Below are 16,538 nucleotides of genomic sequence, written 5' to 3'. Positions count from 1 at the left end.
CATCATTTCTCCTGTGCCGCAGAATATATAAGATGTAACAAATGCAACTATAGAATTGGTGGAAAGGATCAAATTGGTAACGGCAACCACCAGAAAGGACCTTATAATCTCTGCAAGCCTTTATAATCTCAGCAAAACTATGTAAGATTTGTGGGTCTATGCATTATTTTCTTTTTCATTTTACGTCCCACGAAGTTCCAAGCAGGCATTTTCTTCAGCGTACTTCTTATAGGCTGAATATCCCACAGCAGAAAGATAAGCAATACGGCAATGCCGATCAGACAGGTGATGCTATAGAGCTGACGGATGCTGATCATCAGAAGATTGGTAGCATCGTAGGGCAAACCGCGCGACATATTGTCTGCCATCTGATAGCGAAGCCCGAAACTGTACAAGCCTGAGCACATCGCCGATATCGGACCATTTCTAATGATACCAGCCATCGTCAATCCCATGAAGAAATGCTGAAACGGCATCAGTTCTTCCAGATAGACAGTGAGCATGCAGAAGAAGATGGCATTGCCGATGCTTCTGAGAAAAATGGGCAGATAGAGTGCTTCGATGTTGAGTCCTGGATCAATGAGAAAATACATCATCACGGGATAGCATACCATGGCTGCCACACCTATCGTGAGCAGGCGGGTGTATTTCTGGTGAAGAACCTTGCACCAGAACAAACAGAAGAGGCAACCGACAATGGCGCCTACCCATTCCACAAAGTTGAGCACATTCGTAGTGAAGGTGCCGAAATGCAGCACACCACCCGTAAAGGCGGTTTGCAACACCTTAGGTGTACTGCCCATGAACTCCACGAAGGCGAAGAGGATGAGCAATGGGATGAGCCGCTTATACTTCCATGCCGCTGGTTCGATGTAAGGGTGTCGGATGTGGAACATTCGCTGGATGCAGAAATATCCCGTTATGATGAAAAGCAATACATCCATCTGCATCATCTTCGAATCGAGCCAGTTGTAATGCTCGCCGTAATTGAAGAAGAAAATGAATTCCAGCATCCATGCCGACCACAGGATGCAACCTAAATAGTCGATACTGATGAAGGGTAGGGGTTTCATGAAGCGGAAGTCGTGGGTGGTGACATACACGATGAATGCCACCAAGAGCAAAGCTCCCGTCATTGTCCAGTTGATGATGCGCCAATCCTGATAGATATAGATCAGGTGTTCGGTGACCCAAGGCGACAAAAACATGTTTCCCAGAACGATGCAGTAGAGCAGGGGGAAGAAGATGGTGAAATCGCGCTTGGAGGTCATCCACAACTGGATGTTACTCATACACTCGAAGGTTCCGCAGAGCTTGAAGAAGCCTGCGATGTAAGCGAGGATGCACATCACGGGCACCGAGTCGGTCCACATGATGAGGAAATTACAAGCCGCAACCACCAGTGCCGCATTCAGCAGGAGTTGGCGGTTGGTAAAGCGGAACTTCATCTTGAAGAGAAAGGGGAATGGCATCGCCACACCCACCACGTTGAACATGATGATCATGAGCACGTCTTCTCTCATCAAACTGTACTCGCCCATAACCTGGCTCATGGCTCCTCCATAGATTCCGCCCGACATCAGAAAAATGAAGGCGAAGAGGAGATAAATCCAAGGCTGCAATCGGCGAGGAATATATCCATTGAACGAAGGAACCCGGAAAGGTCCCTGAAGCATTGGAGGTCCTGGCATTTTCTATAGTTTATAGTTTATAATTTATAGAACATTCTATATGGTTTATAGTTTATAGAACATTCTATTTAATGTGAACCTTGGTTTCTACGTTCAGTCCGGCACGGAGCAAGGCTATCTGTTTCGGGTCGTTGTCCTTGGTCAGGGCGATGCGCACAGGCACGCGCTGCTCAACCTTCACGAAGTTGCCGGTGGCATTATCTACCGGAATCATCGAGTAGGCATTGCCGGCTGCAGCAGAGAGGGCTTCTACCTTGCCGTGGAAAACAACATCAGGAATAGCATCGGCAGTAAACTCCACTTCTTTGCCCACGCTGATACCAGCCATTTGGGTTTCACGATAGTTGGCTACCACCCATACATCGTTATCATCCACGATGCGGGCAAGCATCTGTCCCGGTTGTACCAACTGTCCTTCGTGGATATCCTTTCTTCCCATCACGCCGTCGCAGGTAGCCACGATGACGGTGTATGAAAGGTTGAGGCGGGCAAGGTTGAGCTGGGCCTCAGCCACACTCTCACCGGCACGAGAACCGCCGAGCTGCTGGGTCTGTACGTTGTGTACCGAAGCTGCACTTGCCTTTCTGCTGCTTGCCTGTTCATAGCGAGCCTTGGCTCCTAAATATCGGGCGTATGCATTGTCGTATTGTTGGCGGGTAACAGCATCCTTCTTCATCAGAGCAGCAAAACGTTCGAAATCCTGTTTGGCATTCAGCATATCTACACGGGCTTCCTCTATGCCGGCAGCAGCAGTCTGCACATTGCTGGTAGTGGTACCCATGCTCGCAGTCACTACCGAAGAACTGGATTTGGAACCACGCAAACCAGCTTCTGCCTGAGCCACATGCAGACGGAACTCAGCGTCCTCGATGATGACGAGTGTATCGCCCTTCTTCACATGCTGATAGTCAGTAAAACGGATTTCCTTGATAAAACCTGGCACACGGGTATTGATCGGTGTGATGTGACGGTTTACCTGTGCATCATCGGTATAGGCCACGTTGCTGCCATGAAAGAAATGACTGAAACACCAGCCGATGGCTCCCAGGAAAAGGAGGATAATCACTACATTATATATTCTCTTGATGATTTTCTTGTTCATTGCTTTAATTATTTTATTGTTTCTAAATTTCTCCAGCCACGTATTTCATGCGATAGTAGGCATAGACGATGTTGATGCGGGCATCTACTTCGCTTAATTCTGCATTGAGCTTGAGGTTGGAAGCATCTACCATATCCGTAACCAGTGCCAACTGACTGAGATAGCGGGCATTCATCACCTCGTAATTCTGCTGTGCCAGTTCTACGCTCTTCTTCTGTGTTTCCAGTTCCACGTAGGTCTGCTGGTACTGCACGTAGGCAGCCTGTACCCGGTTGTTGAGTTGTTCAGCCTGAACGGCATGTGCCTCTTTAGCCTGACGGGTCTCCACGGCAGCCTGCTTGATGCGCTTGTTGCTCTTGAAGAGAGAGCTGAGACTATATTTCACGCCCACGCCCACATACCATACGTTGAGGTTCTTATCCACCGGTGGCAACTCGAAGAGGATAGGACCGTCGAAGTTGTCGGCAGCAACGAATGCTACTTTTGGAAGAAGGTCGCTCTTGGCAATCTTCTCCTTCTGTTCGGCGATGCGGATGGCATTATTGCTCTGTTCCATGAGCGGAGAACTTACCAGACTGGCAGATTGCCAATATGCTTCACCATCCTTGGCGTAATTTTTGTCAGCTATTGTAGCATCAGGAATAATCTGTTTGCCGGCATCAATGTCCAGCGTATTGCAGAGCTGGTGGTTGAGGATGCTGCGGTTGTTGTGGAGTGCAGTCAAACCGAGTTTCAGACTCTCCATCTGCAGTTCGTAACGGGTGATGTCGTTTTTCAGCGCCATGCCCTGTTTCTGCTTTTCCTTGATGTCATCAATAAGCTGTCGGGTCAGTTCGATATTCTTTTCATACACTCGGATGCGGTTATCAATTTTATATAGGTCAAGATATTGACCGAGGGCGATGAAGCGAGCCTGTTGACGGGTCAGTTTGACGCCCACTTCAGCCTGAAGTTTCCCGAGTTCAGCCAGTTTGATACCCGCATTGATAGCACCTCCGGCATACACCACCTGTTGAGCCTGTAAGGCGAAATTATTACCCACGTGAGGGGATTTCAAACCATGAACATTAGAAAAGTTGCGGTCGGTAAGAAGGGCATTGCCGATATAACTGAAAGAAAGCGAAGCATCCAGGTCGGGCAGTCGTTTGCTTTTGGCAGATTCAATGCCGAGGTTGGCTGCTTCTACACCCGTTTTGGAAGTGCGAAGTTCCTTGTTGTTATCCTCTATCTTTTCGAAGAGTTGGCTGATAGACATAGGCAAATTCCCGTCCGAAGCCAACTTCACTTGGGGTGTTTGGGCAAGTGCCCAAGGCGAGCCTCCCAACATCAGGAAGCAGACTAACATGAATTTCTTTATCATCCGTTTTTTATTTTTAATATGATCTTTCGGTATCCTACTTATATACCAATTTTGTTTTCGGGTGCAAAGTTACGACGATTTGGACAATTTGCCGTTTTAAAAAAAACGCAGTAGATGGACGATTTGGGAACTGATATTCTTTTATCTCACATATTTTATTTAATTTTGCGCCCGAAAAGAGAATAAAAACAGAATACGACCCGTGATAGATTTATCAGAATTAAGCAGCAATCAGGAGGCCAATCTCCTCACTACTAGTTTAGAGGAATGGCAAGAAGAACCGCAGGTATTGACTTACGGTGCGATATTGATATGTCGTAGAGGAAAGGCTACACTCCACATCAATTATAAGGATTGGGAACTTCATGAGGGAGCGGTCATTACCGTTTTTCCCAATGATGTGGTGGAGTTGACGGTCTGGAAGGAAGACGGAACTCCGGTTTCGCCAGAAGTCCCCTCTTTTCAGGTAGAGATGCTCAAATACAATCCGTCTTTATTGCGAGAGGCAAGTTTACAGTTGGAGCAAACGGTATATTCAGCATTGCGTGAAGATCGCTGCCGTCAGGATACTCCCATCGTAACGAACATCATCAATGCGATGTTTTCATTGTTAAAGGTATATTTTGATCAGTCGGAATGTACCTGCATCTCCCAGTTAGTACTTTGCCAGTTGAAGGCATTTTTCATCGGTTTCCATGAGTATCTGTTGCGTAATCCCGATCAGCATCCAGACGAGGTGAAATCCTATCGTGTCCGTGAACTGTTCAATCGTTTTATGATGCTGATGGAGCGAGATTACAAAATATCGCGTGATGTAAATTACTATGCAGAACAGATGCATATAACCTCGAAGTATCTGACGAACATCGTGCGCCAGGTAACGCACCATACGCCTAAGTCCATCATCGACCAATATGTGATTCTGCAGCTCAAGATGCAACTCAAGCGCAGTTCACAGAGTATCAAGGAAGTGGCATGGGAATATCATTTTGCAGATACCAGTTTCTTCTGCCGTTATTTCAAGAAACATACGGGCATAACACCGCAGCAAATAAGAGACGGAGCCCACTTTAAAAAGTAACTGTGCGCTAAGCAAATGTATGGTATTTTTTAGAATAGCAAGAAGAAAATGAGAAAAACCTGACTCATAATTCAATAAAAAATAGTATTTTAGCAGAAAGTTCTATCGTTTACAAAGAATAGTCGACAGTTGTAAAAAAGCACGATACCAAATAGGAAGTTTGGTGAAAGACAAAAACATTTTAGAAAGAGAATATGACGCAGGATTGCTTAGATTTACTTTCAACAGCGCAGACAAGCGCTTGTCTAAAAACATCAACGTAATTGGAGTTGAAAAAACAGCTTCGAAAGTCGAAGGAATGTCCCTTCTCCAACGTATCAAAAAGAAGGAAGCCCCTTCGAAGTACCTACCAGCATTCTAAAAAGATAATGATGTATATACTCAACTTGATAATTGAAAAACCATTTCCCCATATAAAAAGAACATATAAGCCAGAATAGTTTAATGCCAAAATGTATAAAATATTGCTTGTTTAATATCATTTCTATCCAAAAACTAATATTTTTCTGTTTTTTTTGTTTTTTCATTCCCCTATTTTTCTTTCTATCCGTTATCTATATAAATTTGAAACATAAAATTAAAATTTTTAGACTATGAGAAAATTCAGTTTGATGATGATTGCTGCTTTATGCGCAGGGTGGGCTCTCCAGGGCTTTGCCCAGCATTCAGTAACTATCAAGGGTAAGGTTAAGTTTATCGAAAAAGACTTCAAGGTCTCAGTTTATCAACGTAGTGGTACTGATAAAAAAATACTTGCCGAGGTTCCTGTGAATGATGACCACACCTATTCAATTACGGTGCCTTTTGACAAACCTGGTACTGCAACAGTAGATTGCGGACAGTGGCAAGGTGTTGACGTTTGGTTGGAAGATGAAAATATGGATATTGATTTTCGTGGTATAGATACCGCTAAGATTAAAATCAAGAATCCTCCTTATGTATATATACGCGCAGGAAAGAAGAATGAGGTTATGAACCTTGTTAATTTTGTGGGTTATCGTGGGTATCAGGCAATGATTGCCATCTCACAGAATGTTTGGAAAACCAAAATTGAAGATCAGAAAGAGAAGAGTACGTTGACTAACGCAATGTATGATGCCAATTATGACAATAGTGATGCTTGGATGAAATATATCGTTGAGCACTATGCTGATATGACCAGTGTACTCGTTCCGCTTAGTCAATTGGATGAAGATAAAGATGTAGATTTGATCAATGCTACATTGAGTCATTTGGAGTCTACATCAGAATCTGCCAAGCAAATTGTGGCTGATTATCGCAAGAAAAAAGCCGAAGAAAAAGAAATGCGTGAGCGCATGAGAGAAGGTAACCCTGCACCGGAATTTACTTTCCAAAACGAAAAGGGAAAGACCATCAATATTAAAAAGTTGAAGGGTAAAATCATCGTTCTCGACTTCTGGGCAAGTTGGTGCGGTCCTTGCCGTAAAGAAATTCCTAATGTCAAGAAGGTATATGCCGAATATAAGGATAAGGGTATCCAGTTCCTTAGCGTATCAATTGATGCGAAGAAAGAAGCTTGGACTAAAGCCTTGAAAGAAGAGCAGATGCCTTGGATGCAAGGATGGACTCCTGATGCAGGTAAGAGTGTGATGAACACCTACCAGTTTGGCGGTATTCCATTTATCATCCTCATTGACAAGGATGGTAACATTTATCGCAAGAATCTGCGTGGCGAAGATATCAAGAACGCTATTGATGATTGTCTTGCAGGTAAGAAAGTTGCGCCTAAGGTAGTAATGAGCATGGGCGCAGCCATGATGTAACCGACTTTAAAACATTAACCGCTCCTTGTGTAAAAGCAAGGAGTACATTATTAATTAAAACAATAGGAGAGACTTAACATGAAGAAAAGTTTTATTTGGATGCTCGCTGCTCTGGCTGGCGTAACAATGGTTTCTTGTTCAAGTGACGATGATGGACCATCTGCTGGTCCTACCGTAGGTATTACTGCTGTGCAGGTAACACCTTCTGGTAGTGTAAAATCTTATGCCTGCGTGATTAAGCAGGATGCTATGACTATAGAGAATACCAATGACAGTGTAGATTGGGATGTGATTGATGCTTCTCTCAGCAAAACTAAGGTTATTGCTACTGCAACTTTAGGTGCTAAAGTATATTATAATGATGTAGAAGTGGGAACTCAGGGGGTTGAAGTAAATGCTTCTTCACCTGTAACACTGGTTGCCAAAGACAATAATGGTAACTCAAAATCTTATACATTGAAGGTGGTGAAGGCTAAAGTGGCTTCCGGTGCTGATATGATTAAGAAAGCAAGTACCTTTACCAACTTCCCTTCTGGTTTGATTGATTATGATATGACCTTCTTCAATGGTAAGTTCTATGCCATCACAACATCTCTTTCTGGCTCAGGAGAGGTTAAAACAGAAAACTACCAGTTGTTCAGTTCTGAGGATGGCTTGAACTGGACTGAAGTTGATTACAAAACTGATGCTACAGGTCTGACTCTTCCTGACGGTCAAACAAACTACGTCATCGGTGGTGAAGGTGCACGCTTGGCTGTGTTTAATGGAAGAATGTACATCTTGGGCGGTGCTCGTACTAAGGGAAATGATAAGTATGGCAATGAGGCTGAAGTTGACTGGGGTATGCCTTCTATCAACTACTGGAGAAGTGTTTCAACAGCTGACGGTGAGACTTTCAAGTGCGATACATTGGGCATGAAGGTACTGGATCATGAGGGTCTCGAATCCGATGGTCTTTATGAATTATCTTCTGCTTACTTCAATGTGGCAACCATCAAAGATAAGATGTTTATTCAGGGCGGTTATTATTTTGGATTTGGTATGGCACAGGGTGCAAGACGCTACGCTTACACTACTGATGGTAAGAACTGGAATGCTGTAACTCCAACTTCAAGTGATCCTGACTTTGATGTTACTCGCAGAAATGCAGCTTCTTTCTTCACTTTCAAGGGCAAACTCTGGTGTGTAGGTGGCTTCACTAACTATATTGGTAGCCAAAATTATATGAGAACCAATGTATATTCTTCTGCTGATGGTTTGACATGGGAGAAAGCAGGTGAGTTGACTGGTGCTCCTGCTATGTATCATGCAAAGGTAATTGCTGGCGATGATGTTGCTTTCATGATTGGTGGAGAATACGTGGATGCTGATGGTAGTACCCATGTATTGTCTAATAAGGTTTACCGTACCACTGATGGTGTAAACTGGACAGAGGTTACTACTGTACCTTCTAATTTTGAGGGTGTTCGTGGTAGTGCTGGTGTAGCTCTTGGAAATACCGCATTTATCTTCGGCGGTAACAAGACTGCCATTTCCGATATGTGGGGATTCCCATTGGGCGCTTCTGATGTATTTAGCACAGATACATGGATTAAACTGATTAAGTAATTACTTATACACAATTTTCAGGGAAACTTTCCGTCCAAGGATTCCTTGGGAAAGGGAAGTTTCCTTTTTTCATTTTCAGTATTTAATGATATTCTAATATATTTCGCTCATGAAAACGAAACTATATATACTCTTGGCTTTTGTCTTCTGTTCGCTGACGGCTCTTGCTCAAGAACATACGGTAACAGGACAGGTGCTTGATGAAAGTGGTGAACCTATGCCTATGATTTCGGTATCTGTAAAAGGTACCCATAAGGCTGTTTCTACAGCCGAAGATGGTACGTACAGTATTCAGGCAGAGCCTAATAGCATACTGGTCTTTTCCTTTGTGGGTTATAATCGCCAAAATATAAAGGTTGGAAACAAAAATAAGATTGTTGTTGTCATGAAAGAGAGTTCTGCCATGAAGATGCAAGACTTGATTGTTGTTGGCTACAGCAAGGTGGAGCGTCGTGACCTTACAGGATCAGTTTCTTCTGTTAAACCAAAAGACAATGTTTCATTTCAGTCTGTTGACCAGATGCTGCAGGGGCGTGTTCCTGGTCTCTTTATGTCCAATTCTTCTGGTCAGATTGGTGCAGCAAATGTATTGACCATTCGCGGTATCAGCTCTATCATGGGCGACAATAACCCTCTTTATGTCATTGATGGTGTACCTATCTATGGTACAGATAGAACATCCAATTCCGTAAACACTACTGGTGGTAGTATTCCAGGCGTGGCTTTAGGTGGTATGCAGACAGGTGGTGGAACACTTACCTATAACATTGATTTAAACAATTCCTTTGAGAAAAACCCATTATCAAATCTTAATCCAGATGATATCGAGTCTATTGAGATTTTGAAAGATGCCTTTGCTACAGCTATTTATGGCTCCAGAGGTGCTGCAGGTGTCATCTTGATTACTACAAAGAAAGGATCAAAAGGAAAAACTAAGGTCCATGTAGGTTACACTCTTGGTATTGATAATCCAATTGGAAAAGTCAAATTGTTGAATGGAGATAGCTACAGTCAGATATATTCACTGTATTATCCTCATGGTAACTATCCACAAGGCTATAATACCGATTGGCTCGATGCTATCACACGTACTGCCGTCAGCCATGGTGTAAATGCATCTGTTTCTGGTGGTAATAAAAATACAGACTATTTCGTTAGCCTTTCGTATGATAACAACGAATCATACGTAATCAACAACGATATGAAGCGTTATTCTGCAAGACTGAATCTGAATACTGTTCTTGCTCCTAAATGGAATATGGGTGTGAGTGTTTCGCTGAATAAACTCGACAATCATGCTTTGGCTGCAAGTTCTATCTATGCTGCAGCTATCAAGAAAGCTCCTAACTTGCCTGTTTATGATGAAAATGGTGAATACTACTATGGATATTCTCCAAACTCAAAGGGTGCTGCAGAGGCTTTCAACCCTGTGGCTATGGCTTATATCAATGACGAGAGCGTAGAGGATACCCGTGTCATTGGTAATGGATATATTGAGTACAAACCTTTCAGCTGGCTTTCTTGGCGTACAGAAATTGGTGCAGATATCTACAATAGTTTCTCTAATATCCGCAAGGGCGACTTACCAGATAATCTTACCGGTGTGGTGGGCAATCAGGCTACAGAATCTACCACTTTAAATTATAAGACAGTGGTCAACAACCTCCTGAATGTCAACAAGATGTTCGGTCATGATCATTTCCTCCAAGGTATCATTGGTCAGAGTTATGAATATACCAAGGAGCGCATCACATCTGTGGCAGGCGATAACTTTTTCAGTCCTGATTTGAGTGGAGTAGGGGCTGCACAAACCAAGCGTGTCACTGCAGCCTATATGCAGCAGTCTGCCCTCTTCTCTGCTTTTGCACGTGTCAACTATCAATATAAGCACACCTATATGTTGGGTCTTACTTATCGCATTGATGGTTCATCACGCTATAATCGTAATCACCGCTATTTGAGTACCCCTTCTATATCATTGGGCTGGCGTATGTCAAATGAAAAATTTATCAAAAAGGGGCTTCCTTTCGTCAATGAACTGAAACTCAGAAGTTCATTCGGTTTATCAAGCAAGGATGGTAACAACAGTTATTATGGTGCACAGGCTGTCTATGCACTGAACCAACTCACTACCTATGGAGGAAAGAATTATCTTCAGATGTCACAACCGGGAAATGAGAACCTTCGCTGGGAAAAGACCTATACCTTTGATGCAGGTCTGGACTTGGAAATGTTCGATCATAGAGTGAAAATGACTCTTGATTATTATTACAAGAAGACAACAGACATGCTCTTCTCTTCAGACCTCCCTCTCTATACTGGTTATAGCAAGGAAAATCAAAATATCGCCGACATGAGCAACCAGGGTCTGGACTTCCAGCTCATCACCACTAATATCCTGACAAAGGACTTCCAGTGGCAGACGATTCTCAACCTCTCTCGAGCTACCAATAAGATACTGAAATTGAGCTTTGAGGGTAACCAGCTTGATCAGGCAAACAGTTCATATAAGTATTATGAAGAGGGAAAGCCTGTTGCTCAGTGGTATTTACATAAGTGGGCTGGAGTGGATCCTGCTACTGGTAACCCTTTGTGGGAATACAAGGATGGTACTATCTCTACTACTCCTCCTGCTGCAGATTACAATAATTCCCAGGCAAATAAGTTTGTATGTGGTACTGCATTGCCAGACTTCTATGGTTCCATCACCAATACTTTGATGTATAAAGACTTTGAACTCGATTTCATGTTCAATTTCTCTGTGGGTAGCAAGATGATTAACAGTACTCGTGCCACTTTGCTCAATTATACGAGCGAGGATGCATACAACTTGTCTCAAGATATCATGAACATGTGGCAAATAGAGGGACAGCAAACAGATATTCCTAAGTTGAACAACAAGTCTGTGATTGGTAATTATGACTATACTACAGCCATTACCACGACTCGTTTTCTGGAGAATAACTCCTACTTGCGTCTGAAGACAATTACGTTTACCTACAATTTCCCTCAGACATTGTTGGCACGCACCAAGTTCTTCAACCAGTTAAAAGTATTTGCAACCATGACCAATGTGTTCACCCTTACAAAGTATTCCGGTGTGGATCCTGAAGTAAGTGCATTCGGTTCTTCAGCTCTGGCTGCCGGTTATGATAATATGACCATGCCTCAGTCTCGCAGTATGCAGTTTGGCGTGAGAGCAAGTTTCTAATCACATTTAACAAGCAATGAATATGAAAACAAAAATATTTCAAATCGGTGTTTTGGCAGCATCCCTCTTCTCTTTCTGCGCATGTAATCTGGACTATGCACCAGAGAATACACTCGTGGATGAAAAGGTGTACAAGACTCAGAAAACGGCAGAGGCTGCACTGCTTGGTGCATACGTGCGCTTGAATGTTTTCCTGGCTGGTGCGCCTCAAGACCAGAATAACTATGCTAATGCAGGCTATACCCTGTTGATGGGTGATATGGCTACAGACAACATGGCCATACGCTCTTCTGCAACTGGCTATTTGGCTGTAAAGACTAGCTCTTTTACTTCGTCTGAGCATGATGGACTCTTGGCTCGTATGTGGTCTTGGGGTTATAATGCCATCGATTATGCTAATAATATCATCAATAAAATCAATGAATTTGGTCAGTTTAACGAAACCATGGAGCGTCAGTATATCGCAGAAGCTAAATTCATCCGTGCTTACGTTAATTTCCAGTTGCTTTGCATGTATGGCGATCAGGCCTTGTTGGGTAACGACCAAGGTGAGGGTATTATCCTGAGAAGCGATGCTTATAATGGTTATAATCCAGATGACATTGCATCCCGCTCTACAAATGCCGATTGCTGGAATTTCATTCTAAAAGATTTGGAGACAGATGCACTTCCTGATTTGCCAGATGATGTTCCGTCAGTAACAGAAAGAATACGTGCCAATCAAACAGTAGCCAAGGCGCTCCTGAGCCGAATCTATTTGTATAAAGGCACATATACCAATAATCAGGCAGATCTGGAGAAGGCGCGCGATTATGCCAAGGAAGTAATAGCAAAGAACGGTTATTCTTTCTCTTCGTCAAGCAGCGAGTACAGTACGGCACTCTTCCCAACGAATGAGTCACCTCAAGGAAATACGTATCCTAATCCAACTACCCGCAGCAATGAACTCATTTTCTTTGAGCCGAGCCGTATCTACACAGATAATTATCCTAACGGATTGAGTTATTATCGCAAGACGAGCTATTATGTTCCTGCTTCAATGAAAGAACTCTATGATGAAAATGACGTCAGAAGAACTTATCTTATTTGGCAAGGATCCAAGACGGATTATCCGAACGACTTGACAACAATGAAATATAGCGGTTATGATGATGTTCTCTTCATCCGTATGGCAGAAATGAAACTTACTTATGCAGAAACGCTCGTCAGGACATCTGGTGCAGTATCTGCAGAAGCAGTCAAACAACTCAATGATGTACATCAGCGCGCTTATCCAAGCGGTTCAAAACCAGCTCCGTACCAAACCTCTGATTTCGATTCGAAAGAAGCATTCCTAAAAACTGTGCTGAAAGAGCGCAATCGTGAATTGGCATACGAGGGACATTACCGCTGGGATCTCATGCGAACAGATAATATCTTGGGTGACCACACATTGGGCGCCATTGAGAAAAATAGATGGAATTTGCCAATACCAAACTATGAGATTCGAATTTCATATGGTAAGTTGAAGCAAAATACTGGTTATCAGGAATAATAGCAGTTTATTGAATATTAGTTTTAGAATATAGTTAATTTGAAAGAAATTCATGATGAAAATTAGATTCTTTTTTATTATGGCTGTTTTATGTGCCTTTTCCGCAGTGCAGGCACAGGGCGAGCAGCCTGTCACAGCTACAGAGATTGTTAAATCAGAAGGAGTTGCATTTGTAGAAGGAAAAACATTTGCAGAGGTCTTGCACAAAGCCAAAGAAGAAGGCAAGATGCTTTTTATTGATTGCTATACCAGCTGGTGTGGTCCATGCAGGATGATGGCTACCCAGGTGTTCCCACAGAAGAAAGTGGGTGACTATTTCAACGAGCATTTCGTATCTTTCAAAATTGATATGGAAAAGGGAGAAGGTCCAGAACTTAAAAATAAATTTTCTGTGAGAGCTTATCCTACTTTTCTCTTTCTGGATGGAGATGGAAAAGAAATAAATAGAATTGTGGGTGGTGACTCGGATGCTGATAAATTCCTTAAATCAGTTGATGATGGAATAGGAACATTAAGTTTGTCTTCCCTTGCGAAGCGCTATGAAGGCGGTGAACGAGATACAACCTTCCTCTTGTCATATCTCAAAGCCTTGGATGGTGCCTATGATTCTAAAAAAGCCAATGAAGTGGCAGGAGTACTTTTGGAGGGCAGAGATCAGGATATGCTTACAAATAAAGGCTTGTTTGATGCCTTCCTAAAATATAATACCACTCCGCTTTCTCCTGCATTCCAGTATGTGTTGTCACATAAAGCAATGTTTATAAAAAAATATGGAGACGAACATCTTGACAGAGCAATAGAAAGTGTTTGGATGTCCTATCCACGCTCTTTTGTCACTAAGGAGTCTGATGGCAGCGTAAAAGTAGATGAGGTAGCCATGGAAGCCTACAAGAAAGAGATGAAGAAATGGAAAGTAAAGAACGCTGATGAGGTTATCCTTAACTACGATATGTATGTGGCTGAAAGTAAATCTGACTGGAAAACATTTGCAGCACTATGTACCAAGAGCATCAAGAAATATGGTGAGTATGATATGAGCATTTATAATTGGGCTTTACGTATCCAGCAGTATTGTAAAGATCCGAAAGTAAGGGAAACTGCAATCGGTTGGATAAATGCACGTATGAAGAATATTGCCAAGGAAAAAGCCAAGGAAATGGAAAGACAAAAGAACCTCGAGCCTGGCGAAATTCCTGCCATGACTATGATGGATTTCAGTCAGTACTACGTAAAAATGATTGAAGATTTGAAAAAATAAAGTGGATTTATCATAATTCATACTGTTGGGTGTCACAAGTTTTTCCTTCTCTCTCTTGTACTTGTGGCACCCTTTAAGTTTAAAAAAATATTAATTTTTTAAGTTTTGTTCGTTTATGTAAGGAATTATTCATACCTTTGTTAAAAAAAGATATAAGCTATTGTATAGAGGAGCATAATGGCAACAGACGAAATAAATAAAAGGAATCAATTTAAGGAATTGTTTGAACAAAACTATTCCAAATTGTACTATGTGGCTCTTACCTTCGTGAAGGATGAGGAAGACGCCCATGATATAGTTAGCGATTTCTTTGCAAGTTTGTGGGAGCAATATGATGGAGATGCTACTCTCTATAAGTATGGATACTTATATCGAGGTGTGCAAAGGCGCTGTATAGACTTTATCAGACATAGTAAGGTAAAGGACAGGTATAGTGAAATATATCTTTCAGAAACAATCCCATTCTTTTGTGAAGACGAAAAGGAGGATGAACGTCTTAAGAAGATAGAGAAGATAATAAATGACATGCCAGATAAAACTAAATTTGTAGTAGATCAGTGCTACTTGGAAGGTAGGAAATATGTTGAGGTAGCTGAAATGATGAGCATTTCTAGAGAAGGCGTTAGAAAACATATAACAAAGGCTTTGAATATATTAAGATCAGCCTTTAATGTAGAGAAAAAATAAATGAAATCGTAGGTATAAAATATAACTATGGACAATGAAGATAAACTATTAATACAGGAATATTGTTACATCAGGACCAAACAAGAACATAAAGCTCCTGACGTGAAGAAAGCTTGGGATCAGTTTGAGCATGAACATATCATGAAAAAACAAAGTCTCAAGACTAAAAGGCATGTCATGTTTTTGCGATATGCGGCTGCTATTGCCATTATCCTCGTTATGGTAATGGGAGGTATCGGAATCTGGTGGTCAGAAGGAGGAAAACTGGTTGTTGAAAACTACAATACCAGAAAGTACATAGAGATGCGTAAGGCAAAAGGAAAGGAAAAACTGGTTGCATTCGAATCAACCAAAGGGCCACAGAAAATTCTAATCATGGATGAAAAAAGTATTAATCCAACAAAAAGAACAACAAAGAAAACGGAGAAAGTGGATACGCTTCATCATAAGGTTTTCTTGGCCACTGATATATTGGACGTTGCTTTTAGAAAAATCATCACTCCAAGAGGAAAAACATTTGAAATAACTCTCAGTGATGGTACACAGGTTGCGCTGAATGCCGACAGTAAATTTACTTTTCCAGTTGATTTCGCAGGCAAACCGGAGCGTATCGTACAACTGGAGGGAGAAGCTTTCTTTAAAGTGGCTAAAGATGCCAAACATCCATTTGTCGTGGTTACCCCTTCAATAATTACAACAGTTCTTGGAACTGAGTTTGTTGTAAAGGCATATGCTGATGGAAATCCTCAGGTTACGCTGCTAAGCGGTTCTGTGAAAGTGAATAAGATTGGAGCTACATCCGCTCAATCTGTGATATTAACCCCAAAACAACAGCTACACCTCACTTCTGATACTCATACAATGAGTGTTTTGAATGTTGGCGATCAGGCATTTCTTTCTTTGAAATGGAAGGATGACATGTTTTCTTTCTATCATACACCATTAATGGAAGCAATTCAAGAAATGGGGCGTTGGTATAATGTAGGAGTCGAGATTTCTGATAATTCTCTTATCAAGGAAACCATAACTTTGGAGATTTCCCGTAAAGTCTCTCTTGAAGACTTTGTCAATAGTATCAATCTGACTAACAATTTATCTGCCATCTTGGACCAAGGGAAGATTATAATTTGTCCAAAGAGTGCCAGTCAGGGCATTAATTGTTTCACTATCTATGCGGCACAAGATGTTAGAAATTAAAGATAAACCAAAATTTTTCACTCTA

12 protein-coding genes are annotated in these 16,538 nt (G+C 42.0%); 9 read left to right on the top strand and 3 right to left on the bottom strand.

Annotation, left to right across the window (positions count from 1 at the left end):
* Nucleotides 1–137 precede the first annotated feature (137 nt).
* The 3 genes from KUA50_RS08120 to KUA50_RS08110 all read right to left on the bottom strand — a co-directional run bounded on the left by KUA50_RS08120 (nucleotide 138) and on the right by KUA50_RS08110 (nucleotide 4,153).
* Nucleotides 138–1,691: a hypothetical protein gene (locus KUA50_RS08120; RefSeq protein WP_218456797.1), complete on the bottom strand. Its 1,554-nt coding sequence runs from the start codon at nucleotides 1,689–1,691 to the stop codon at nucleotides 138–140.
* Between the two features lie 64 nt (nucleotides 1,692–1,755).
* Nucleotides 1,756–2,793 carry an HlyD family secretion protein gene (locus KUA50_RS08115; protein ID WP_218456798.1) on the bottom strand — a complete coding sequence of 346 codons (1,038 nt, stop codon included), beginning with the start codon at nucleotides 2,791–2,793 and terminating at the stop codon, nucleotides 1,756–1,758.
* A 22-nt stretch (nucleotides 2,794–2,815) separates the two neighbouring features.
* Nucleotides 2,816–4,153 carry a TolC family protein gene (locus tag KUA50_RS08110; RefSeq protein ID WP_256624235.1) on the bottom strand — a complete coding sequence of 446 codons (1,338 nt, stop codon included), beginning with the start codon at nucleotides 4,151–4,153 and terminating at the stop codon, nucleotides 2,816–2,818.
* Between the two features lie 202 nt (nucleotides 4,154–4,355).
* Here KUA50_RS08110 and KUA50_RS08105 point away from each other — a divergent pair, with 202 nt between their 5' ends.
* The 9 genes from KUA50_RS08105 to KUA50_RS08065 all read left to right on the top strand — a co-directional run bounded on the left by KUA50_RS08105 (nucleotide 4,356) and on the right by KUA50_RS08065 (nucleotide 16,513).
* A complete protein-coding gene (locus KUA50_RS08105; protein ID WP_218456799.1) occupies nucleotides 4,356–5,234 on the top strand; it encodes an AraC family transcriptional regulator in 879 nt (292 codons plus the stop codon).
* 160 nt (nucleotides 5,235–5,394) lie between these two features.
* Entirely contained in the window at nucleotides 5,395–5,595 is a 201-nt protein-coding gene (locus KUA50_RS08100) for a hypothetical protein (RefSeq protein WP_218456800.1), read from the top strand.
* A 232-nt stretch (nucleotides 5,596–5,827) separates the two neighbouring features.
* Complete coding sequence (locus tag KUA50_RS08095) at nucleotides 5,828–7,018, top strand: TlpA family protein disulfide reductase (protein WP_218456801.1); 1,191 nt, start codon at nucleotides 5,828–5,830, stop codon at nucleotides 7,016–7,018.
* Between the two features lie 78 nt (nucleotides 7,019–7,096).
* Nucleotides 7,097–8,626, top strand: a complete 1,530-nt coding sequence (locus KUA50_RS08090) for a hypothetical protein (protein WP_218456802.1) — start codon at nucleotides 7,097–7,099, stop codon at nucleotides 8,624–8,626.
* 109 nt (nucleotides 8,627–8,735) lie between these two features.
* Nucleotides 8,736–11,837: a SusC/RagA family TonB-linked outer membrane protein gene (locus KUA50_RS08085; protein WP_218456803.1), complete on the top strand. Its 3,102-nt coding sequence runs from the start codon at nucleotides 8,736–8,738 to the stop codon at nucleotides 11,835–11,837.
* A gap of 22 nt (nucleotides 11,838–11,859) precedes the next feature.
* Nucleotides 11,860–13,371 carry a RagB/SusD family nutrient uptake outer membrane protein gene (locus KUA50_RS08080; RefSeq protein WP_218456804.1) on the top strand — a complete coding sequence of 504 codons (1,512 nt, stop codon included), beginning with the start codon at nucleotides 11,860–11,862 and terminating at the stop codon, nucleotides 13,369–13,371.
* Between the two features lie 79 nt (nucleotides 13,372–13,450).
* Nucleotides 13,451–14,629, top strand: a complete 1,179-nt coding sequence (locus KUA50_RS08075; protein WP_218456805.1) for a thioredoxin family protein — start codon at nucleotides 13,451–13,453, stop codon at nucleotides 14,627–14,629.
* A 177-nt stretch (nucleotides 14,630–14,806) separates the two neighbouring features.
* On the top strand, nucleotides 14,807–15,316 hold the full coding sequence (locus KUA50_RS08070; RefSeq protein WP_118117510.1) for a sigma-70 family RNA polymerase sigma factor: 510 nt from the start codon (nucleotides 14,807–14,809) through the stop codon (nucleotides 15,314–15,316).
* Nucleotides 15,317–15,343: 27 nt separating this feature from the next.
* Nucleotides 15,344–16,513: a FecR family protein gene (locus KUA50_RS08065; protein ID WP_218456806.1), complete on the top strand. Its 1,170-nt coding sequence runs from the start codon at nucleotides 15,344–15,346 to the stop codon at nucleotides 16,511–16,513.
* Nucleotides 16,514–16,538 lie beyond the last annotated feature (25 nt).

Source organism: Segatella hominis (genome assembly GCF_019249725.2).
Classification (GTDB): domain Bacteria; phylum Bacteroidota; class Bacteroidia; order Bacteroidales; family Bacteroidaceae; genus Prevotella.
This window is presented reverse-complemented; position numbering and strand designations above follow the sequence as displayed.

What these genes read in the sequence shown, in the direction of transcription:
- KUA50_RS08120 (WP_218456797.1), bottom strand. Translation starts at nt 1,691, where the DNA reads ATGCCAGGACCTCCAATGCTTCAGGGACCTTTCCGGGTTCCTTCGTTC.
- KUA50_RS08115 (WP_218456798.1), bottom strand. Translation starts at nt 2,793, where the DNA reads ATGAACAAGAAAATCATCAAGAGAATATATAATGTAGTGATTATCCTC.
- KUA50_RS08110 (WP_256624235.1), bottom strand. Translation starts at nt 4,153, where the DNA reads ATGATAAAGAAATTCATGTTAGTCTGCTTCCTGATGTTGGGAGGCTCG.
- KUA50_RS08095 (WP_218456801.1), top strand. Translation starts at nt 5,828, where the DNA reads ATGAGAAAATTCAGTTTGATGATGATTGCTGCTTTATGCGCAGGGTGG.
- KUA50_RS08090 (WP_218456802.1), top strand. Translation starts at nt 7,097, where the DNA reads ATGAAGAAAAGTTTTATTTGGATGCTCGCTGCTCTGGCTGGCGTAACA.
- KUA50_RS08085 (WP_218456803.1), top strand. Translation starts at nt 8,736, where the DNA reads ATGAAAACGAAACTATATATACTCTTGGCTTTTGTCTTCTGTTCGCTG.
- KUA50_RS08080 (WP_218456804.1), top strand. Translation starts at nt 11,860, where the DNA reads ATGAAAACAAAAATATTTCAAATCGGTGTTTTGGCAGCATCCCTCTTC.
- KUA50_RS08075 (WP_218456805.1), top strand. Translation starts at nt 13,451, where the DNA reads ATGGCTGTTTTATGTGCCTTTTCCGCAGTGCAGGCACAGGGCGAGCAG.
- KUA50_RS08070 (WP_118117510.1), top strand. Translation starts at nt 14,807, where the DNA reads ATGGCAACAGACGAAATAAATAAAAGGAATCAATTTAAGGAATTGTTT.
- KUA50_RS08065 (WP_218456806.1), top strand. Translation starts at nt 15,344, where the DNA reads ATGGACAATGAAGATAAACTATTAATACAGGAATATTGTTACATCAGG.